The following is a 20,603-nucleotide window of genomic DNA, read 5'->3' on the forward strand; positions in this document are numbered from 1 at the left end:
TAATGATTTTTTTTTACTCGTTTATTGTTAGAAATTTTGATAAAATAGATAAATCGAAAGTTAAAAAAAGGAACGTGAAAATAGATGTCTAAACCAACGCCAATGATGGCTCAATATTTAAAGATAAAATCACAATACCAAGATACATTATTATTTTTTAGATTAGGTGACTTTTATGAAATGTTCTATGATGATGCAGTTGAAGCATCTAGAGTTTTAGAAATTACTTTAACTAGAAGAGATGCTAAAAAAGATCCAATTCCTATGTGTGGTGTACCTTATCATTCTGCTTCGGGATATATAGAAAAATTAATATCTAAAGGTTATAAAGTAGCAATTTGTGAGCAAATGGAAGATCCGACTCAAACTAAAGGTATGGTTCGTAGAGAAGTCGTACAAGTTATTACACCGGGTACTGTTATGGACCAAAAAGGAATGGATGAAAAGGCTAATAATTATATTTTAAGTTTTATTAAAGAAGATGGTGAGTTTCATTTAAGTTATTGTGATGTAACGACAGGAGAGTTAAAGGTAACTTCATTCATTGATGAAACAACTTTGATTAATGAAATTACAACGATTCATCCGAATGAAATTATAGTGAATAAAATTTTGCCAAATAATTTGTATAAACAAATTCAACTTATAACTGAAACAATCACTGTTGTAGATAGTTATGATGAACGTGATTACGAAGTTGTAACTAATACTTCTCAAGCTCAAAAGAAATCATTAAATTATTTATTAAATTATATCCATGATAATGGTAAAAGAGATATGCCTCATATAGAAGAAGTCGTGGTGTATAGAGCACTAGATTATATGAAAATGGATTTTTATGCTAAAAGAAATCTTGAATTAACTGAAAGTATTAGACTTAAATCAAAAAAAGGAACACTTTTATGGTTAATGGATGACACAAAAACGCCAATGGGAGCAAGAAGATTAAAACAATGGATTGATAGACCATTAATTAAACAACGAGATATTGAACAAAGATTAGATGCTGTTGAACTATTGGTCAACGGATTTATCGAACGTGATGAGTTAAGAAGTTACTTGAATATGGTATATGATATAGAAAGACTAGTTGGAAGAGTGAGTTATGGTAATGTGAATGCTAAAGACTTAATTCAATTAAATTATTCAATAAAACAAATTCCGTATATTAAGGAAATTATAGAAAGACTAGATTCAAATTCAATTGAAAGATTTAAAGAGCTTAAACCGTTAAGAGATTTAGAACATTTACTTGAAGAAAGCTTAGTTGAAGATCCGCCAATCTCAGTAAAAGAAGGTGGAATATTTAAAAAAGGATACCATGAAACACTTGATCAATATAAAGAAGCATCTACAAATGGTAAACAATGGATTGCAGAGTTACAGTTGAAAGAAAGAGAAAGAACTGGTGTGAAATCATTAAAAGTAAGCTTTAATAAAGTTTTCGGATATTATATAGAAATTACTCGAGCTAATTTAAATAACATAGATACTGATGCACTCGGTTATCAACGTAAACAGACATTATCAAATGCTGAAAGATTTATTACGGAAGAACTTAAAGAAAAAGAATCTATTATTTTAGGTGCAGAGGATAAAGCGATAGCATTAGAATATCAGTTATTCCTTGAATTAAGACAGAAAGTTAAGGCATTTACTGAACAATTACAAACACAAGCGAAATTGTTATCAGAGATAGATTGTCTACAAAGTTTTGCTGAAATAGCACAAAAAAATCGTTACACAAGACCAATATTTAGTGAAGACAAAACTTTATCATTAAAATCATCTCGTCATCCAGTTGTTGAGAGAGTAATGGATCATAATGATTATGTGCCTAATGACTGCTATTTAGATCAAGAAGGGTTTATATACTTAATAACTGGCCCAAATATGTCTGGTAAAAGTACTTATATGCGACAAATTGCGATTATAAGCATTATGGCTCAAATGGGTGCATATGTACCAGCAGATTACGCGCAATTACCTATATTTGATCAAATATTTACAAGAATTGGTGCTGCAGATGATTTAGTATCAGGTAAAAGTACATTTATGGTTGAAATGTTAGAAGCGGAAAAGGCAATGGTTGGTGCAACAGAAGACAGTTTAATTATTTTTGATGAAATTGGTAGAGGTACATCAACATTTGATGGATTGGCATTAGCGCAATCTATGATTGAGTATGTACATCATCATACAAAGGCAAAGACATTATTTTCTACACACTATCATGAACTTACACATCTTGATGAAACTTTATCTGGACTTAAAAATATTCACGTTGCAGCACAAGAATACCAAGGAGAACTCATTTTCTTGCATAAAGTTAAAGAAGGCGCGGTTGACCAAAGTTATGGTATACATGTTGCAAAATTAACTGATTTACCTGATGAAATTATAGAAAGAGCACATACTATTCTTCAGGAATTAGAATCTCATACAAAAGTAGAACGTAAAGTTGAAAAATTTGACCAACCTGCATTCCAATTGTTTGAAGAACATAGCCCGTCTGAAATCGAGAAGAAAATTAAATCAATAGATTTGATGAATATAACGCCTATAGAAGCATTAACAAAACTTCAAGAATTACAAAATCAACTTAAATAGAAAGTGTGAGTGCATTGGGGAAAATTAAAGAGCTTGAATTATCTTTAGCCAATAAAATTGCCGCTGGAGAAGTTGTAGAAAGACCTGCTTCTGTCGTGAAAGAATTATTGGAAAATGCAATAGATGCACAAGCAACTCAAATAGATATAACTATAAAGGAATCAGGGATACAATCAATTAGAGTTGTAGATAATGGAACTGGTATAGAAGAAGAAGACATTAATAAAGCATTTGGAAGACACGCAACAAGTAAAATAAATAATGACTATGACCTATTTCACATACGTACTTTAGGCTTTAGAGGTGAAGCATTAGCGAGTATTTCATCTGTAAGTAGAGTGACTATGAAGACATGTACTGATGGTATGCTTGGACATGAAGTACAAGTTGAAAACGGTGAAATTATTAAACAACAACCGGCTAAAGCTAAAAAAGGTACAGACATACTTGTGAAAGATTTATTTTATAATACGCCAGCAAGGTTGAAATATGTTAAAAGTCTATATACAGAATTAGGTAAGATTACAGATATCGTAAATAGAATGGCAATGAGCCATCCGGATATTTCGTTTAATCTTGTATCTGATGATAAAACAGTGCTGTCAACTAATGGATCTGGTAAAACGAACGAAGTGATGGCAGAAATTTATGGCATGAAAATAGCTAAAGATTTAGTGGAAATCAATGGTGAAACAGATGATTATGTAATGAAAGGTTACGTCTGCAAACCTGAACATACGAGAAGTAATAGACATTATATTTCTATTTTTATTAATGGTAGATACATTAAGAATTTTGTTCTAAATAAAGCTATCATCGAAGGTTATCATACACTGTTACCAATCGGCAGATATCCTATTGTCTATATTAATATTGAAATGGATCCTATATTAGTAGATGTAAACGTACATCCGACTAAACTAGAAGTAAGACTTTCAAAAGAACAATTACTTTATGATTTAATTAATAACAAAATTAAAGAAGCCTTTAGAGGAATGTCTCTAATACCAGGCACTTCTTTAGATAACCATAAGCCTAAAAAATCACAAAAAGAGATTTTTGAACAGCAGAAGTTAGATTTTGAAGCTAAACGTAGTCAGGAACCAGTGAAACAACAAAGTCAAATTGATAATGACACGATAGATGAAACAAATGAATTCAATAAAACGTTTGAAAATAATTACAAACAAAATTCAACGAATAGTACTAACTCACAGCAATGGCAATTTAAAGATAAAAAAGATAACCATTCATTTATAAATGAAGATATAGATACAAACACAGAACATTCGTACATTCAACATGAGGATGAGCAAGCTGATATTGAAAAAACAGAGATTAATAATAACGAATACGAACACGCTGTTGATATAGAAAATACAAATGACAATGATGAACAAAGACAAAATGAAGAGACTAAATCAAATACACCGCGAGTTCCTTATATGGAGGTAGTTGGTCAAGTACATGGAACATATATTATTGCTCAAAATGATACAGGAATGTTTATGATTGACCAACACGCCGCTCAAGAACGTATAAAATATGAATTCTTTAAAGAGAAAATTGGGGAAGTAACGAATGAAACTCAAAGTTTATTGTTGCCATTAACATTTAACTTTTCAAGAGACGAACATATGATTATTGAAAAATATTTGCATCCTTTAGAAGAAGCGGGCATATTCTTAGAACCAATTGGACATCATGATTATATGGTTAGTGAATATCCAGTTTGGTTGCCACATATTGAAGCAGAAGAAATCATTAAAGATATGATTGATTATGTATTAAAACATGAAAAAGTAGATATTAAAAAATTGCGTGAAGATGCGGCCATTATGATGAGTTGTAAAAAATCAATTAAAGCTAATCACTACTTAAGAAATCATGAGATGAGTCATTTGATTGATGAATTAAGAGATACAACTGATCCATTTACTTGTCCACATGGTAGACCAATTATTATTGAATTAACAACTTATGAGTTAGAAAAATTATTTAAAAGAGTCATGTAGGAGGATAAGATGAATAAACATATATTACCGGCTATTCGATCTATGAAAGATATGGAAAAATTCTTTAAGATGGACTATGATCGTTGCGTATTATTAGATACTCATATAGGTCATTTGCAAGGGATTTTAGAACAAATAAAAAAACATGATAAAGAAGTTATGTTGCATATAGATCTTATAAAAGGTTTATCTAATGATGAAGCTGCTGTTGAATATGTTATACAACAATATAAACCACATGGCATTATTTCAACTAAATCAAAAATTATAAGACGTGCGAAAAAGTTAAATACTTTAACGATATTACGAGTGTTTATCTTAGATAGTACCGCCTTGAGTAGAAGCATTGAATTGATTAAACAGTCGGATCCAGACTTAGTAGAAGTTCTGCCAGGTGTTGCAACTAAAGTAATTAAAGAAATCAGTGACCAAACAGGTAAACGTATAATTGCCGGTGGATTAATAAATACGGAACAAGAAATTGAACTTGCTATTGAAAGCGGTGCCCAATATATCACGTCTAGTGATACATCAATTTGGTAAATTGATTTGACAACGTTTTCATATAGTATTATACTTCTAATTAAGTTAATATATGAGATGAGTAAATGAGACCCTCTATGACAAAAACACTATGCGATAAATTTGTATAATTAATTATGCGAATAATAGGTATAGTTGTAAGTTCGTAGAGGGATTTTTATGTATTAGCACGAAAAATATTAGGAGGGTGTTTAATATGAGTGAATTTTTAGCGGAAGTAATTGGTACAGCCATTTTGATATTATTTGGTGGCGGTGTATGTGCTAACGTTAACCTTAAAGGTGCGTTAGGTAAAGGTGCAGATTGGATCGTTATTTCGTTAGGTTGGGGGCTTGCTGTTATGCTAGGTGTTTATGCAGCTGGTAATGTTTCGGGAGCACATTTAAATCCTGCAGTAACACTTGGGTTTGCAATTGACGGATCATTCCCATGGTCTAAAGTTGTTCCATTCATCATTGCTCAAATGATCGGTGCCATGATTGGTGCAGCACTTGTATGGGCTACATATTTACCACATTGGAAAAAAACTGAAGATCAAGGTGCGAAATTAGCAGTATTCTCTACTGGACCTTCATATCCAAACTATGTTGCCAACTTCTTAAGTGAGATTATTGGAACTATGATCTTAGTTATGGGATTATTGTTTATAGGAGCTAATAAATTTACTGACGGTTTAAATCCACTTATCGTAGGTTTATTAATCGTAGCGATTGGTTTAAGTTTAGGTGGTGCGACAGGTTATGCAATTAACCCAGCTCGTGACATTGGTCCACGTATTATGCATATGTTATTACCAATTCCAGGTAAAGGAAGTTCAAACTGGAAATATGCAGTTGTTCCAATTTTAGGACCTATTGCTGGTGGTATGCTTGGTGCAGCATTGTACAACATTTTATTTAACGGGGTTGTTAATGGTTTAGTTATTTTCTCACTCATCTTTACAGTTGTTGTCGTATTATTCGGTATTGTATTGAATAAAGCGTTACTAAAAGGTGAAGTTTCTGAAATTCTGTAACAAACAAATTTATAGGAGTGTTTAATATGGAAAAATACATTTTATCAATTGACCAAGGTACAACAAGTTCAAGAGCTATACTATTTGATAAAGAGGGAACTATCAAATTTGTTAGCCAACGTGAATTTAAGCAATATTTTCCAAAAGGCGGTTGGGTTGAACATGATGCAAACGAAATTTGGACATCTGTTCTAGCAGTTATTTCTAGTGTGTTGAATGAAAATAACGTTAGTCCTAACCAAATTGAAGGTATCGGAATTACTAACCAAAGGGAAACAGCAGTTGTTTGGGATAAAAATACTGGTCGTCCTGTATACCATGCAATTGTTTGGCAATCTAGACAAACACAAGACATATGTGCAGATTTGAAATCTAGAGATTTAGAACCAATATTTAAAGAGAAAACAGGTTTGTTATTAGATCCTTACTTCTCAGGTACAAAAGTAAAATGGATTCTAGATAATGTTGAAGGTGCTAGAGAAAAAGCTGAAAACGGTGATTTACTATTCGGTACAATTGATACATGGTTAATTTGGAAATTTACTGGAGAAACGCATGTAACAGACTATTCAAATGCAAGTAGAACATTAATGTACAATATTTACGACTTAAAATGGGATGAAGAATTATTAGAATATCTTGATGTTCCAAAATCAATGTTACCTGAAGTTAAACCATCAAGTGAAGTTTATGGTTATACACAAGAACATCATTTCTTCGGTGAAAAAATTGCGATTGCTGGAGTAGCTGGTGACCAACAAGCTGCATTATTTGGCCAAGCTTGTTTCGAAAGTGGAGATGTTAAGAACACTTATGGTACTGGTGGTTTCATGTTAATGAACACAGGTGAAAAAGCAGTGAAATCTGATAGTGGATTACTTACAACATTAGCATATGGTTTAGATGGAAAAGTAAACTATGCACTTGAAGGTAGTATCTTTGTATCTGGATCTGCAATCCAATGGTTAAGAGACGGATTAAGAATGATTAAATCTGCTCCAGCTTCAGAAGAATACGCAAAACGTGTTAAATCTACTGAAGGCGTTTATGTTGTACCAGCATTCGTTGGTTTAGGTACACCATATTGGGATGCTGATGCTAGGGGTGCCATTTTCGGATTAACACGTGGTACTGAAAAAGAACACTTCATTAGAGCAACATTAGAGTCATTATGTTATCAAACAAGAGATGTGTTAGAAGCAATGGAAAAAGACTCTGGTATTAATGTTGAGACATTAAGAGTTGATGGCGGAGCAGTTAAGAATAATTTCTTAATGCAATTCCAAGCAGATATTGTAAACACACCGGTTGAAAGACCTGAAGTAAATGAAACTACTGCACTAGGTGCTGCTTACTTAGCTGGATTAGCGGTAGGTTTCTGGAAATCAAAAGATGAAATACAACAAAGATGGAAATTAGAAACAGAATTCAAACCTGAACTTGAAGAAGAAGAAAGAGAAAAACTTTACAAAGGTTGGAAAACTGCAGTAAAAGCCACTCAAGCTTTTAAATTAGATTAAGTTGTGTTATCATTAAGGTAAGTTAATATTCCGTAGAGACGTGAGAGGCTTTGTTCGTACAATTTATTGTAGGGATGAGTCTCTCATTTTTTTACATTTTATAGGAGGAAATGATTATGCAACAATTATCAGCGTTAAACCGCAACCAGGTTAAAGATCAACTTAAGAATACAGAATATGATGTAGTCGTTATAGGTGGAGGTATTACTGGTGCAGGTATTGCATTAGATGCATCTCAACGTGGAATGAAAGTAGCATTAGTAGAAATGCAAGACTTTGCTCAAGGTACAAGTTCAAGAAGTACTAAACTAGTCCACGGTGGATTACGTTATTTAAAACAATTCCAAGTAGGCGTAGTTGCTGAAACAGGAAAAGAAAGAGCAATTGTTTATGAAAATGGACCACATGTAACAACACCAGAATGGATGTTATTACCATTGCATAAAGGTGGAAGTATGGGACCTTTCACAACTTCTATCGGCTTAAAAGTATATGATTTCTTAGCAGGAGTTAAAAAATCAGAACGTCGTACAATGTTAAATAGAGATGAAACCATTAACAAAGAACCTCTAGTTAAGCAAGATGGCTTAAAAGCGGGTGGCTATTATGTTGAATACCGTACAGACGACGCTCGTTTAACAATTGAAGTTATGAAACGTGCACGTGAATTCGGTGCTGATATTATTAACTATGCAAAATCAAACAAATTTTTATACAACAAAAAGAACAAAGTTGCTGGTATAGAAGCTACTGACTTATTACAGAATGAAATTTTTGAAATTAAAGGTAAAAGAGTTATTAATGCAGCAGGTCCATGGGTAGATGAAGTAAGAGGGAAAGATTACTCAACAAACAATAAACAACTTAGATTAACTAAAGGTGTTCATATTGTCATCGACCAAAGTAAATTCCCATTACAACAAGCTGTTTACTTTGATACTGAAAATGATGGCAGAATGATTTTTGCTATTCCTAGAGACGGAAAAGCATATGTTGGTACAACTGATACAATATATGACAATGATAAATCATCACCTAAAGTTACAGAAGAAGACCGTCAATATTTAATAGATGCGATTCACTATATGTTCCCAACAGTTAAAGTTGAAGATAAAGATATAGAATCTACATGGGCTGGTGTAAGACCATTAATCTTTGAAAAAGGTAAAGATCCTTCAGAAATATCTCGTAAAGATGAAATATGGGAAGGTGACTCAGGATTACTTACAATTGCAGGTGGTAAATTAACAGGTTACCGTCACATGGCTCAAGACATTGTTGACTTATTAAGTAAACGTCTTAAAGAAGATTACAAATTAACATTTAAACCTTGTAACACTAAAGAAACTTACATTTCTGGTGGTAACGTTGGTGGTAGTAAAAATTATGAATCATTTGTAGAAAGCAAAGTTAAAGAAGCTAAAAACTACAACCTTTCTGAAGATGCTGCACGTTATTTAGCTAGAAAATATGGTTCAAACGTTGACGAAGTATTTGAAATTGCTCACGCTACACAAGTTGCGGATGTAAACTTGCCAATCGAAGTATACGCAGAAGTGATTTATAGTATTCAAAAAGAAATGGTTCATAAACCAACAGACTTCTTAGTACGTCGTTCAGGACGTTTATACTTTGATATTAGTTACGTATTAGAACATAAAGATGCTATTGTTGAAGTAATGGCAAAAGTATTAAATTATGATAATGACAGTAAACGTTTATATAAAGATGAATTAGAACAAGCTATTAAAGAAGCGGTTAATCCAAACGATCAACCAGCAATCATAAAATAATTTGTTAATATTTGGTATTTTTTTGCGCTGACTCCTGCGGGAAAAGCATGCGCATAAAAAAATGAGGCTGAGACATTTAATTGTCTCAGCTTTTTTATTTATCAGAGAAAGCAGGTAATATATTTTTAAGCAGTATAGAATTTGATATAATGATTCAAAAGGGAGGCGTATGTCTTTGAGACGTTTTAATCATAGAATTACTCTGTCAACAGAACAGACGTTAGAAGTTACCATAGATAAAACAGATGAAAAACCTATAGGCATTATACATATATTGCACGGTGTAGCTGAGCATAAAGATAGATATGACGCTATAGTTGAGTATTTATGTAAAAGAGGCTTTCATGTTATTCGTCATAATCATCGTGGACATGGTATTAACATTGAAGAATCAACGAGAGGTCATTTCAATTCATTACAAGATTTAGTTGATGATACTAAAGAAATAAGAGATACATTTAAAAATGAATTGAATCCTGATTTACCTTATATATTACTAGGTCATTCAATGGGTTCACTAATTGCAAGAAAATTCGTACATGATTACCCAGATGATGTTGATATATTAATCTTATCTGGTACTGTAGTTTATTCGAATTTACGCGGCAAAATGAACTTATACGCTCTAAAAGTAGTGAATTTATTTTTGGGAAGTCGTACTAAGTCTAAATTTATTAACAATATTGCATTCAAAACTACTAACCGTCAACATAAAGATTTAAACAAAGATAATAATTGGATTAGTCAAAGTGATGAGAACCGTGAACTATATGAGCAAGATAAATTTGCAGGATTTCCAGTATCACACAAAATCCTTTTAGAGACAGTTAGAGCTACAGTCCAAACTAAAAAATCAAATTTCATAAAGGTGCAAAATAAAAATATGCCTATATTACTTGTATCAGGTAAAGAAGATCATTTTGGTGGTTTTGGACAAGGTATTAAACAATTAGCATCTATTTATAAACGTTCAGGTGTTAAACATGTCACAGTGCAACTATATAAGAATAAACGTCATGAAGTTTTATTTGAAACGAATCAATACGCCGTTTATGAACATTTATATAATTGGTTGAATTTACAAATTAAACAATTAGAAAAAGAGGAATCTTCAAATGAATGATAAACCATTAATTGCAATAGTTGGACCAACTGCTGTAGGGAAAACTGAATTAAGTATTAGATTGGCTAAAGCTTTAAATGGTGAAATTATAAATGGTGATGCTTTTCAAATATATAAAGGCTTGGACATTGGTACTGCCAAAGTTACAGAAGAAGAAAAAGAGGGTGTAGTCCATCATTTAATTGATGTTTATGAACCCGATGAACCTTATTCTGTCTACAAGTTTAAACAAGATTTTACAAAAGTAGTTGAGGATATTCATAATAGAGGTAAGTTACCTATATTAGTTGGTGGAACTGGGCTATATGTTCAGTCAGTATTATATGATTATCAGCTTGAAGAAGAAGAAATAAGTTCTGAAAAAATGGAAATTATAAATAATAAATTAAATAAATTATCTAATTTCAAAAATAATGAATTGCATGACTATCTTTATCAAATTGATCCAGAAACTGCGTCAACAGTGCATCCAAACAATCGCAAAAGAGTTGAAAGGTCAATTGAATATTACTTAAAAACAAAAAAAACTTTAAGTGAACGAAAGAAAAGCCAGACATTTTCTGGTAAATATAGTACAATATTAATTGGGATAGAAATGTCGCGCGAAATATTATATGAAAGAATTAATATGCGTGTAGACATGATGTTGCAGCGAGGATTATTAAGAGAAGTGTCTAATCTTGTTGAGAAAGGGTATGAAAATTCTCAAAGTATGCAAGCAATTGGATACAAAGAATTAATACCTGTTGTAAAGGGAGAAATAGATATAGAAACTTCAAAAGAACAAATCAAGCAAAATTCACGTAGATATGCCAAACGTCAAATGACATGGTTTAAAAATAAAATGAATGTTACTTGGTTTCAACGGGATAAACAGTCTTTATCAGAAATCGCAGACAACGTAATCCAATTATCCAAGTGAAGGGGAAAGTCATATGGCAGAGAAAGAAAATATTCAAGAAGTATTGTTGGAGAAATTCAAATCAGATGGTACTGAATTAACAGTCTTTTTACTGAATGGATTTCAAATGAAAGGCAAAATTGTCAACTTTGACGATAATGTTGTACTTTTAGATATTCAAGGGAAAGAAAATCTAATTTACAAACATGCTATTTCAACTTTCGTAGATACACAAGACGAAGAAAATAAAGACAATGAATAAAGTCCTGTGATGTAATTAAGAGGTTCTAAGATAGTAGTTTAATATACTATCTTAGAACCTCTTAAATTTATAATAATTCTTCTATTGAACTTCTTAATTGATCTGGACTTTTTTGTGGAGAAAAGCGATTAACGACCTCACCATCTTTGTTTACTAAAAACTTAGTAAAGTTCCATTTAATAGCTCCATTTAATATACCTTTTTTCGCAAGCGTAAGGTATTCATATAGTGGATGTTGTTCAGAACCTTTTACTTTTATTTTTTCATGCATTGGAAAAGTTACACCAAAGTTTAATTTACAGTTTTGGTAAGCTTCATATGAGTCTCCAGGTTCTTGATTGCCAAATTGATTACAAGGGAAACCAAGTACGACAAAGCCTTTATCTTTATAATCTTGATAAAGCTCTTCTAATCCTTCAAATTGTGGAGTGAAACCACATTCACTAGCAGTATTAACGATTAAAATTGCTTTCCCTTTATATTCAGACAATGAATATCTCTCACCGTTTGTTTTCGCAACTTCGAAGTCATAAATTGACATTGCAATCACTCCTTTTCTTATTACCATTATAGTCGTAAATTTATAAAAGTCATATCAATATGCATACTGATTTATATGTTAAAATATAATTAAAGAGAGCGTGATAAAATGAAGAATGATATGAAATCTACTAAACATGATACTGAGAAGGTAATCTTATTAGCATTTCAAGATAAAAGAATTGATGAAGCTACTTTTCAATCAACAGTTGATGAGTTAGAATCTTTAGCGGCTACAAGTAAACTTGAAGTGATAGAAATATTCACTCAAAAAAGAGACAGACCGGACCAACAGTATTATTTTGGAAAAGGGAAAATTGAAGAAGTGATTGAATATATAGAATTAAATGACTTAAATGTTAATGCTATAATTGCAAATGACGAGTTAACAACTGGACAATCTAAACATTTAGATGAGTTATTTAATACGAAAATAATCGACAGAACGCAGCTTATACTAGAAATTTTCGCTCAAAGAGCATCTAGTAGAGAAGGGCAATTACAAGTTGAGTTAGCCCAACTAGATTATTTGCTACCAAGGTTATCAGGTCACGGAAAAAGTTTATCTCGACTTGGTGGAGGGATAGGCACAAGAGGACCTGGTGAAACAAAATTAGAAACTGATAGAAGACATATACGGACTAGAATGAATGAAATAAAGCATCAATTAGAAACTATTGTTTCACACCGCTCAAGATATAGAGAGCGACGACAGCACAATCAAGCATATCAAGTTGCACTTATAGGGTATACAAACGCTGGTAAGTCTTCATGGTTCAATCAGTTATCTAATGACGAAACGTTTGAACAAGATTTGCTTTTTGCAACACTAGATCCAAAATCAAGAGCAATTACAATAAATAATGGATTTAATGTGATAATTTCAGATACGGTTGGTTTTATTCAAAAGTTACCAACGACACTTATTGCAGCTTTTAAATCAACATTAGAAGAAGCGAAATATGCTCAATTGTTAATTCATGTAGTTGATGCAAGTCATCCACATCATATGGAGCAATATGAAACAGTTATGTCATTAGTCAATCAGTTAGAGATGGGACATATCCCAATGCTCGTTGTATTTAATAAAAAAGATATGGTTCAAGGAGCGCATTTAGCTGTTTCAGAACATTCAATTTTTGTTTCTGCAAAAAATGTTCAAGATAAAGTTATAATGAAAGAAAAATTAGTACAAATGATAGAAGAAACAATGGAATATTATGAAATGACGATTCCGTCATCAAATGCTGATCAATTATATTGGCAAAGAACACATACTTTAGTTGAGACAATGGATTTTGATGAAGCATCAAATTCATATCTTGTTAAAGGATATAAACAGAAATAAGAGGTTGAAAAATGGAACAAAAATTAAACAATTTAATTACAGATGTAGAAACAGAATTAAGACCATATTTTGATAAGATAGAACAAAATGCATTAATTGCTCAAGAGAGAGTATTAGATGCGTTTCATGATGTGAAAATTACTGAATCTGATTTAGTAGGTACAACTGGTTATGGTTATGATGATATTGGTAGGGATCATTTAGAAGATGTTTATAGTAGGGTATTTAAAGCTGAAGATAGTTTAGTAAGACCTCAAATTATTTCAGGCACACATGCTATCACATTAGCACTTAATAGTCAGCTTAAATATGGTGAAGAGTTGTTATATATAACAGGTACACCATATGATACGCTGTTAGAAGTAATTGGCGTTAATGGAAACGGAATCGGAAGTTTCTTGGAGCAAGGTATTTTATATAATGAAGTTCCTTTAAAAGATAATGAAATAGACATAGATTCTGTGTTAAAAAGCATAAATGAATGTACAAAAGTTATTGCAATCCAAAGATCAAAGGGGTATAACTCTAGACCTTCATTAACAATCGATCAAATTGAATATGCAATAAAACATATAAAAAAGAAATATCCGGATATGATTATATTTGTAGACAACTGTTATGGAGAATTTGTTGAAGATAGAGAACCGATTGAAATAGGTGCTGATATTATGGCAGGATCGCTTATTAAAAATCCAGGTGGCGGACTAGCAAAAATAGGCGGGTACATTACAGGTAAAAGAGAATTAATCGAACGTTGTGGATATCGTTTAACAGCACCAGGAATCGGCAAAGAAGCGGGTGCATCTTTAGGAAACTTGCCAGATATGTATCAAGGTTTCTTTCTAGCGCCACATGTAGTCAGTCAAAGTTTAAAAGGTGCACTATTTACTTCACTATTATTACAGAAATTAAAAATGACAACAACACCACACTATAAAGATAAGCGAACAGATATTATACAGTCCGTTACTTTTGAAACAAAAGAACAAATGATAGCATTTTGTCAGTCGATTCAACATGCATCCCCAATCAATGCGCATTTTAGTCCTTTGCCTAGTTATATGCCAGGTTATGAAGATGATGTCATTATGGCAGCAGGTACATTTATACAAGGATCATCAATTGAATTAACTGCAGATGGTCCTATTAGAGCGCCATATGAAGCATATATACAAGGTGGATTAACATATGAACATGTTAAAATTGCAATTAAAAGAGCGGTAGAAAATTTAATAAACAGTCAACTTGTTAAACTTTAATTTTATGTAAGGTTTTCTAACATTTATTTGTTTTCTGAAAATTTATGTGCTAAATTTATTTTAAGTTCTTAAATGAAGGAGGCGGTCGTGCTGTCTAGAGACATAATTAGAAGAAACATGGCCGTGTTTCCCATTGGTGTAGTGATTAAGTTAACTGAGCTAACAGCAAGACAAATCAGATATTACGAAAGCAACGAACTAGTCTCACCCAAAAGGACTGAAGGTAATCAACGGTTATTTTCTTTAAATGACTTAGAGCGATTACTTGAAATTAAAAATCTTATCGAAAAGGGATTTAATATGAAAGGTATAAAACAAATTCTTTTACAAGAACAAAATGACCTTTCTGATGAAGAACTGAAGATGAGAGAACGTGTAATTAGAGGAACTTCTAAAACAGAAGGACCACTTAATCGTGGAGATTTATCAAGATTTTTTAAATAAAAACTGGAGGATAATCACATGGCTAAACAAACATTTACAAAGGAAGATATTTTTCGTTTTGCTGACGAAGAAAACGTACGCTATTTAAGATTACAATTTACTGATATTTTAGGAACAATCAAGAACGTAGAGGTACCAATTTCACAATTAGAAAAAGTTTTAAACAATGAAATGATGTTTGACGGTTCTTCAATTGAAGGATTCGTGCGAATTGAAGAATCGGATATGTATTTATGTCCTGACCTAGATACTTGGGTAATTTTCCCATGGACAGCAGGTAAAGGGAAAGTAGCACGATTAATTTGTGATATTTATAGTCCAGACGGTAATCCATTCCCTGGTGATCCACGTACAAACTTAAAACGTGTATTAGCTGAAATGGAAGAGTTAGGATTTACAGATTTCAACTTAGGACCTGAACCAGAATTCTTCTTATTCAAATTAGATGAAAAAGGAGAACCAACATTAGAATTAAATGATAATGGTGGTTATTTTGACTTAGCACCAACAGATTTAGGTGAAAACTGTCGTCGTGATATCGTATTAGAATTAGAAGATATGGGCTTTGATATCGAAGCAAGTCATCACGAAGTAGCACCAGGTCAACATGAAATAGATTTCAAATATGCTGATGCAATTACAGCATGTGACAACATTCAAACATTCAAATTAGTTGTAAAAACAATCGCTCGTAAACATAATTTGCATGCAACATTCATGCCAAAACCATTATTTGGTGTAAACGGAAGCGGAATGCACTTTAACGTTTCTTTATTCAATGGTAAAGAAAATGCTTTCTTCGATCCAAATGGAGAAATGCAGTTAACAGATGACGCTTTCCACTTTATTGCAGGTATCTTGAAAAATGCGCGTGGGTTTACAGCAGTATGTAACCCATTAGTAAATTCATACAAGCGTTTAGTTCCAGGTTATGAAGCACCATGTTATATTGCATGGAGTGGACAAAACCGTTCACCATTAGTGAGAATTCCAGTGTCACGCGGATTATCAACTCGTGTTGAAATTCGATCAGTTGACCCAGCAGCTAATCCATATTTAGCATTAGCTACAATTTTAGAAGCTGGATTAGATGGAATTAAAAATAAATTAACACCTCCAGAATCAGTAGATCAAAACATCTATGAAATGGACAGAGAAGAACGTGAATCAGTAGGCGTTCAAGATCTTCCTTCAACACTTTATACAGCTGTTAAAGCAATGAAAGAAAATCCAGTTGTTAAAAAAGCATTAGGAAATCATATCTATCGCCAATTCATACAATCTAAATCATTAGAATGGGATTACTACCGTACCCAAGTATCTGAATGGGAAAGAGAACAATATATGAAGCAATATTAATTGCTTAACCCCTCAAAGCTCAATGCTTTGAGGGGGTTTTTTATATTTTTGTCGATCATTAATTGGATAACAATTTTATTTACTAATTTGAATGTATAAAACTAAAATAGTTATAGAAAACATAAATAAAAACAATAGGATGTTTTTATTAAAATCCTATTGTTTTTATAAAGTATTTATTTTTTCAGATTATCTATTGCATATTGTGCTTCTTCAGCAGTAAAGCCTTCTACAGTTGAAATTAATTGCTGATAAATTGCATCGTTAGACATGTTCATAGTTTTAGCATAATCTTTCGCTTTTTCTAAGGCATTTTTATTATAGTCGACTTTTAAATTATCTATCGCGTATTGAGCGTCTTCAGGTTTAAAGCCTTCTATTGATGAAGTAAGTTGATTATAGATACCATTTTTAGACATATGTAATGTTTTAGCATATGTCTTTGCTTTTTCCAAAGCTGCTTCTTGTTCCCTAGTTGTTTTTGAACTATCTTTACTTTCTTTATCAGATGACTCACTTTGATTATCACTAGATTTATTATCTTGCTTTTGTTCTACTTTATCTTCCATAGATTTATCGTTATTTTTACCACCTAATGCTGCGGCACAAGCACTAATAATGATAATTAATATGATTAGACCTAAACAACCAACTAGAAAAGGATTTTTCTTTTTACCTTTGATGATTACACGTTCTCCTTTCTCGTTATATAATACTTCATCCTTATTATATTTTCCCATCGTACTTCTTCTCCTTTATAATTTTTTATATTAATACTCTGTAGAGTAATTAATTAAATTTAAATAAAGTTTTTTAAAAACAAAAGAGAGAACCCCGTGTCTTAACAACAAGTTTTTCTCTCTTTTTACTATGTAATATATATAATTCATTATTGATGTTTTTATGAATGTTAGTTCTTATATTCAAAGTCTACTTTTACATGGTTATATGTTTGTTATCGCTTAAAATATATAATTATAATAACCCTACTTACATAAAAAGGCAATAAAAATTTAAAGCTATTTAATAATATTTTAACTAAATATAGTTATAGAAAACATAAATAAACTATACAAATTGAAGGTACCATCATGAATAACAATTACTAATATAATTCAGTTAATCTTCTAATATCAACTTTATCTGATAAATCTATAAAATAATCTTTTTGCCATTTTTGTGTTTGAGAAGCGGTTTTGTTTAAGTTATCCTCCCAAGTTGGATATACTCTCATAGCCATTTTTCCTGTTATGTTGTTACTGCTAATTATTTTTTTCTTGTATAATAGATCCTTAGGAAAAACAAATTGCCCCTTTTTTCTTTCATCAATTATTGTAACGATAAGTTTATCTAATGTTTCTTCATATGTGTAAGGTCTATTTTTATTATTTTCGTCTTTTATCCAAAATACTACAAAGTAACCCTGTTTATTTGGTGTCTTTTTTGCGCGTCTACTTCTATATGTTTTATCATTTATTTGATAATGACAACTCTCATATTCAATATTTAATGGTTCTATTTTCATATTTTCAATAAGGTGTAGTTCCTTTAATATTTCTTCTGTTAATGTAATTGATTCAAACAACTCATCAAGTCCTTTAATTATTTTGTTATATTTTAATATTTATAAGTATATCATTTATTATAATAAGCTCTTTACTTTTCATGTTGGATTGATATGATTAAATAAATTAGAGGTGCGATGGAGGTCAAGTCATGATTAGAAATGCAACTGAGGATGATTTGAAGTTTATTTTAGATATTTATAATGATGCTATTTTAAATACAACAACTGTATATACTTATGAACAGACAGATCTTGAGGAAAGAAAAAAATGGTTCTATAGTAAAGTAGAATCTGGTTTACCTGTTATAGTTTATGAAAAGGATAATGAGATTGCTGGGTTTGCCTCATATGGTCCGTTTAGAAATTGGGCAGCATACCAATATACGATTGAACATTCTATTTATGTAAGTTCTAAATTTAGAAGGCAAGGTATTGCTACACAATTAATAGATCATTTAATTTTACTTGCGAAAGTTGATGGCTATAAAACAATGGTTGCGGGTATTGATTCATCTAATGAAGGTAGTATACATTTACATAAGCAAAAAGGTTTTAAACATATAGGTACACTTGAAAAAGTAGGTTATAAATTTGATAAATGGCTGGATTTAGCCTTTTATCAAATTTTATTGAAATAAGCTGAAATATAGTGTTTTTTTAATAGTGTATTAATAAAGGGGATATTATGGATTTTACAATTTTGATATTAGTTATCGTATCAATACTATTAGGCGCATTAGTGCGTAGTATTTTTGGTTTTGGTGAAGCATTAGTCACTATGCCATTATTGTCACTTTTTAGTATTGATTTTAAATTATCAGTTTCGATTGTTGCAATTGTTGGTTTGTTGGTAGCATTTCCTGTATTTATTAAGAGCAGAAGAAATCTCAATTGGTCAATTGTAAGAAGATTGTTGGTTGGTTCAATTATTGGTGCTCCAGTTGGTATATTAATCGTTAAATGGGCAAATGAAGATGTCATTATTAAAGTATTAGGTATTTTCATCTTATTGTACGGAACCATAAACTTAATCAATCATTATAGAAACATCTATCAAATAAATAAACAAATACCGAAGTTATATGATTATATAGCAGGACTCGTTTCAGGTATCTTAGGTAGTGCATATAATAGTCATGGTGTACCCATTATTGTTTACGGTACTTTAAAAAAATGGCATGTAACAGATTTAAAGAATATTTCTCAAGTTCACTTTTTCATTACGGGGTGTTTTATAGTATTTAGTCATGGTGTTTCTGGGTTTTGGTCGAGCTCTTTATGGTATTTACTCATTATGATTTTACCATTACTTATTATAACTTTGTGGGTAGGACATATTATTAACACTAAGATTAATCAACAAGTATTAATAAAGTATATATATATTTTATTAATTTGTTTTGGTATTGTTATGATTATAAAATAATGTGAACAACTAGTGTGAAAAATACATTAATAAATCATAAACGGCCATAATCATTAAAAAACATTTAAATTTGTTTTGTTATTTTACATTTAAAATGTATATAAACAAAGTGAGTATTAATTTACATCAATTAACCCTAGATTCACTTAATATTGTTTTGTAAGCTTTATATATTAAGTTTTATTTGGAGGCAGTCATGTTTTTTGATAAGAAGATTATAGTATTTGAGAACCTAGAGAATGAATACAATCAAGAAGATGCAAAAAATATATTTTTGAAACATTCTATTGATTATGATTTTATTACTGTAAGTAGCCAGTCAGTTATATTAGGTGGTTTACAATATCCATCATCAAATGATAAAGAACAATTTATAGCTGAATTTAACGATTATTTAGGGAACTAGGGAAATTAAATAAAAAGCTGTCGACAAAGTCGGTGGCTTTTTTTGTTATATAGAAATCCAAAAATTAGATTTTAAAATTATGTATGTTACAAAATTGTCACTTAACACATGATATTGTTAGGTTTTATTAGGGTATTAATATAATATAGATTATATAATGTTCTTATAGTTGAAGGAGGGTTATTATGTTAGTTAATAAATGGATATATATAGCGTTAGCTTTATTATTAGGTAACTTTGGTGTTCATAAATTTTATGCACAAAAACCTATTTCTGGTTTGCTACATTTAGTATTTTGTTGGACGGGAATCCCACAAGTAATAGCAATTATTAGTGCTGTCTTAGCGCTACTTAAACCAGCAGATGAGCAAGGAAATATTCAGGTTTAATAAGTTTTTGAAATATTAATTAAAAAACAGTAGCAATTCATGAACTAATGAATTGCTACTGTTTTTTTTGTTATCAATCTTAG

20 protein-coding genes are annotated in these 20,603 nt (G+C 31.2%); 17 read left to right on the forward strand and 3 right to left on the reverse strand.

Features of this window, described 5'->3' with window-relative positions; translation table 11 throughout:
- Nucleotides 1-84: 84 nt before the first annotated feature.
- The 9 genes from mutS (at nt 85) to hfq (ending at nt 11,782) form a co-directional block, all read left to right on the forward strand.
- Nucleotides 85-2,610 (forward strand): DNA mismatch repair protein MutS, encoded by a 2,526-nt coding sequence (mutS, locus tag B2G86_RS01060; RefSeq protein WP_078356285.1) that lies wholly within the window; start codon nt 85-87, stop codon nt 2,608-2,610.
- Between the two features lie 14 nt (nt 2,611-2,624).
- A complete protein-coding gene (mutL, locus tag B2G86_RS01065; RefSeq protein ID WP_078356286.1) occupies nt 2,625-4,625 on the forward strand; it encodes a DNA mismatch repair endonuclease MutL in 2,001 nt (666 codons plus the stop codon).
- 9 nt (nt 4,626-4,634) lie between these two features.
- Nucleotides 4,635-5,168 carry a glycerol-3-phosphate responsive antiterminator gene (locus B2G86_RS01070; RefSeq protein ID WP_078356287.1) on the forward strand — a complete coding sequence of 178 codons (534 nt, stop codon included), beginning with the start codon at nt 4,635-4,637 and terminating at the stop codon, nt 5,166-5,168.
- A 196-nt stretch (nt 5,169-5,364) separates the two neighbouring features.
- Nucleotides 5,365-6,183: an MIP/aquaporin family protein gene (locus tag B2G86_RS01075; protein ID WP_078356288.1), complete on the forward strand. Its 819-nt coding sequence runs from the start codon at nt 5,365-5,367 to the stop codon at nt 6,181-6,183.
- 26 nt (nt 6,184-6,209) lie between these two features.
- Nucleotides 6,210-7,703, forward strand: a complete 1,494-nt coding sequence (gene glpK / locus B2G86_RS01080) for a glycerol kinase GlpK (RefSeq protein ID WP_078356289.1) — start codon at nt 6,210-6,212, stop codon at nt 7,701-7,703.
- Nucleotides 7,704-7,819: 116 nt separating this feature from the next.
- Nucleotides 7,820-9,496, forward strand: coding sequence for a glycerol-3-phosphate dehydrogenase/oxidase (locus B2G86_RS01085; protein WP_078356290.1), 1,677 nt, complete (start codon nt 7,820-7,822; stop codon nt 9,494-9,496).
- A gap of 175 nt (nt 9,497-9,671) precedes the next feature.
- Nucleotides 9,672-10,619 (forward strand): alpha/beta hydrolase, encoded by a 948-nt coding sequence (locus B2G86_RS01090; protein ID WP_158079015.1) that lies wholly within the window; start codon nt 9,672-9,674, stop codon nt 10,617-10,619.
- Nucleotides 10,612-11,541, forward strand: a complete 930-nt coding sequence (gene miaA, locus B2G86_RS01095) for a tRNA (adenosine(37)-N6)-dimethylallyltransferase MiaA (protein WP_078356292.1) — start codon at nt 10,612-10,614, stop codon at nt 11,539-11,541. The genes B2G86_RS01090 and miaA overlap by 8 nt, the downstream gene beginning before the upstream one ends.
- 13 nt (nt 11,542-11,554) lie before the next feature.
- Nucleotides 11,555-11,782 (forward strand): RNA chaperone Hfq, encoded by a 228-nt coding sequence (gene hfq / locus B2G86_RS01100; protein ID WP_078356293.1) that lies wholly within the window; start codon nt 11,555-11,557, stop codon nt 11,780-11,782.
- A gap of 67 nt (nt 11,783-11,849) precedes the next feature.
- On the opposite strand, the gene B2G86_RS01105 is transcribed toward hfq, so the two are convergent.
- Nucleotides 11,850-12,323 (reverse strand): glutathione peroxidase, encoded by a 474-nt coding sequence (locus tag B2G86_RS01105; protein ID WP_078356294.1) that lies wholly within the window; start codon nt 12,321-12,323, stop codon nt 11,850-11,852.
- 108 nt (nt 12,324-12,431) lie between these two features.
- Here B2G86_RS01105 and hflX point away from each other — a divergent pair, with 108 nt between their 5' ends.
- The 4 genes from hflX to glnA all read left to right on the forward strand — a co-directional run bounded on the left by hflX (nt 12,432) and on the right by glnA (nt 16,732).
- The gene (hflX, locus tag B2G86_RS01110; RefSeq protein WP_078356295.1) at nt 12,432-13,670 is read left to right on the forward strand and encodes a GTPase HflX; all 1,239 of its coding nucleotides are present in this window, start codon (nt 12,432-12,434) and stop codon (nt 13,668-13,670) included.
- Nucleotides 13,671-13,681: 11 nt separating this feature from the next.
- Complete coding sequence (locus tag B2G86_RS01115) at nt 13,682-14,929, forward strand: methionine gamma-lyase family protein (RefSeq protein ID WP_078356296.1); 1,248 nt, start codon at nt 13,682-13,684, stop codon at nt 14,927-14,929.
- Between the two features lie 87 nt (nt 14,930-15,016).
- On the forward strand, nt 15,017-15,373 hold the full coding sequence (locus B2G86_RS01120; protein WP_016912283.1) for a MerR family transcriptional regulator: 357 nt from the start codon (nt 15,017-15,019) through the stop codon (nt 15,371-15,373).
- Between the two features lie 18 nt (nt 15,374-15,391).
- Nucleotides 15,392-16,732, forward strand: a complete 1,341-nt coding sequence (gene glnA / locus B2G86_RS01125) for a type I glutamate--ammonia ligase (RefSeq protein ID WP_078356297.1) — start codon at nt 15,392-15,394, stop codon at nt 16,730-16,732.
- A gap of 176 nt (nt 16,733-16,908) precedes the next feature.
- On the opposite strand, the gene B2G86_RS01130 is transcribed toward glnA, so the two are convergent.
- Both B2G86_RS01130 and B2G86_RS01135 read right to left on the reverse strand, forming a co-directional pair.
- Entirely contained in the window at nt 16,909-17,472 is a 564-nt protein-coding gene (locus B2G86_RS01130; protein ID WP_078356298.1) for an Ltp family lipoprotein, read from the reverse strand.
- A 365-nt stretch (nt 17,473-17,837) separates the two neighbouring features.
- Nucleotides 17,838-18,317, reverse strand: a complete 480-nt coding sequence (locus tag B2G86_RS01135) for a MepB family protein (protein ID WP_078356299.1) — start codon at nt 18,315-18,317, stop codon at nt 17,838-17,840.
- Between the two features lie 131 nt (nt 18,318-18,448).
- Here B2G86_RS01135 and B2G86_RS01140 point away from each other — a divergent pair, with 131 nt between their 5' ends.
- The 4 genes from B2G86_RS01140 to B2G86_RS01155 all read left to right on the forward strand — a co-directional run bounded on the left by B2G86_RS01140 (nt 18,449) and on the right by B2G86_RS01155 (nt 20,520).
- Nucleotides 18,449-18,937 (forward strand): GNAT family N-acetyltransferase, encoded by a 489-nt coding sequence (locus B2G86_RS01140; protein WP_078356300.1) that lies wholly within the window; start codon nt 18,449-18,451, stop codon nt 18,935-18,937.
- Between the two features lie 47 nt (nt 18,938-18,984).
- Nucleotides 18,985-19,725: a sulfite exporter TauE/SafE family protein gene (locus B2G86_RS01145; RefSeq protein WP_078356301.1), complete on the forward strand. Its 741-nt coding sequence runs from the start codon at nt 18,985-18,987 to the stop codon at nt 19,723-19,725.
- A 196-nt stretch (nt 19,726-19,921) separates the two neighbouring features.
- Complete coding sequence (locus tag B2G86_RS01150) at nt 19,922-20,131, forward strand: hypothetical protein (RefSeq protein WP_078356302.1); 210 nt, start codon at nt 19,922-19,924, stop codon at nt 20,129-20,131.
- A 185-nt stretch (nt 20,132-20,316) separates the two neighbouring features.
- Nucleotides 20,317-20,520 (forward strand): TM2 domain-containing protein, encoded by a 204-nt coding sequence (locus B2G86_RS01155; protein WP_078356303.1) that lies wholly within the window; start codon nt 20,317-20,319, stop codon nt 20,518-20,520.
- Nucleotides 20,521-20,603 lie beyond the last annotated feature (83 nt).

This window comes from Mammaliicoccus fleurettii (assembly GCF_002018435.1).
GTDB classification, from domain to species: Bacteria; Bacillota; Bacilli; order Staphylococcales; family Staphylococcaceae; genus Mammaliicoccus; species Mammaliicoccus fleurettii.

What these genes read in the sequence shown, in the direction of transcription:
- mutS (WP_078356285.1), top strand. Translation starts at nt 85, where the DNA reads ATGTCTAAACCAACGCCAATGATGGCTCAATATTTAAAGATAAAATCA.
- B2G86_RS01070 (WP_078356287.1), top strand. Translation starts at nt 4,635, where the DNA reads ATGAATAAACATATATTACCGGCTATTCGATCTATGAAAGATATGGAA.
- B2G86_RS01075 (WP_078356288.1), top strand. Translation starts at nt 5,365, where the DNA reads ATGAGTGAATTTTTAGCGGAAGTAATTGGTACAGCCATTTTGATATTA.
- glpK (WP_078356289.1), top strand. Translation starts at nt 6,210, where the DNA reads ATGGAAAAATACATTTTATCAATTGACCAAGGTACAACAAGTTCAAGA.
- B2G86_RS01085 (WP_078356290.1), top strand. Translation starts at nt 7,820, where the DNA reads ATGCAACAATTATCAGCGTTAAACCGCAACCAGGTTAAAGATCAACTT.
- miaA (WP_078356292.1), top strand. Translation starts at nt 10,612, where the DNA reads ATGAATGATAAACCATTAATTGCAATAGTTGGACCAACTGCTGTAGGG.
- hfq (WP_078356293.1), top strand. Translation starts at nt 11,555, where the DNA reads ATGGCAGAGAAAGAAAATATTCAAGAAGTATTGTTGGAGAAATTCAAA.
- B2G86_RS01105 (WP_078356294.1), bottom strand. Translation starts at nt 12,323, where the DNA reads ATGTCAATTTATGACTTCGAAGTTGCGAAAACAAACGGTGAGAGATAT.
- hflX (WP_078356295.1), top strand. Translation starts at nt 12,432, where the DNA reads ATGAAGAATGATATGAAATCTACTAAACATGATACTGAGAAGGTAATC.
- B2G86_RS01115 (WP_078356296.1), top strand. Translation starts at nt 13,682, where the DNA reads ATGGAACAAAAATTAAACAATTTAATTACAGATGTAGAAACAGAATTA.
- glnA (WP_078356297.1), top strand. Translation starts at nt 15,392, where the DNA reads ATGGCTAAACAAACATTTACAAAGGAAGATATTTTTCGTTTTGCTGAC.
- B2G86_RS01130 (WP_078356298.1), bottom strand. Translation starts at nt 17,472, where the DNA reads ATGGGAAAATATAATAAGGATGAAGTATTATATAACGAGAAAGGAGAA.
- B2G86_RS01140 (WP_078356300.1), top strand. Translation starts at nt 18,449, where the DNA reads ATGATTAGAAATGCAACTGAGGATGATTTGAAGTTTATTTTAGATATT.
- B2G86_RS01145 (WP_078356301.1), top strand. Translation starts at nt 18,985, where the DNA reads ATGGATTTTACAATTTTGATATTAGTTATCGTATCAATACTATTAGGC.
- B2G86_RS01150 (WP_078356302.1), top strand. Translation starts at nt 19,922, where the DNA reads ATGTTTTTTGATAAGAAGATTATAGTATTTGAGAACCTAGAGAATGAA.
- B2G86_RS01155 (WP_078356303.1), top strand. Translation starts at nt 20,317, where the DNA reads ATGTTAGTTAATAAATGGATATATATAGCGTTAGCTTTATTATTAGGT.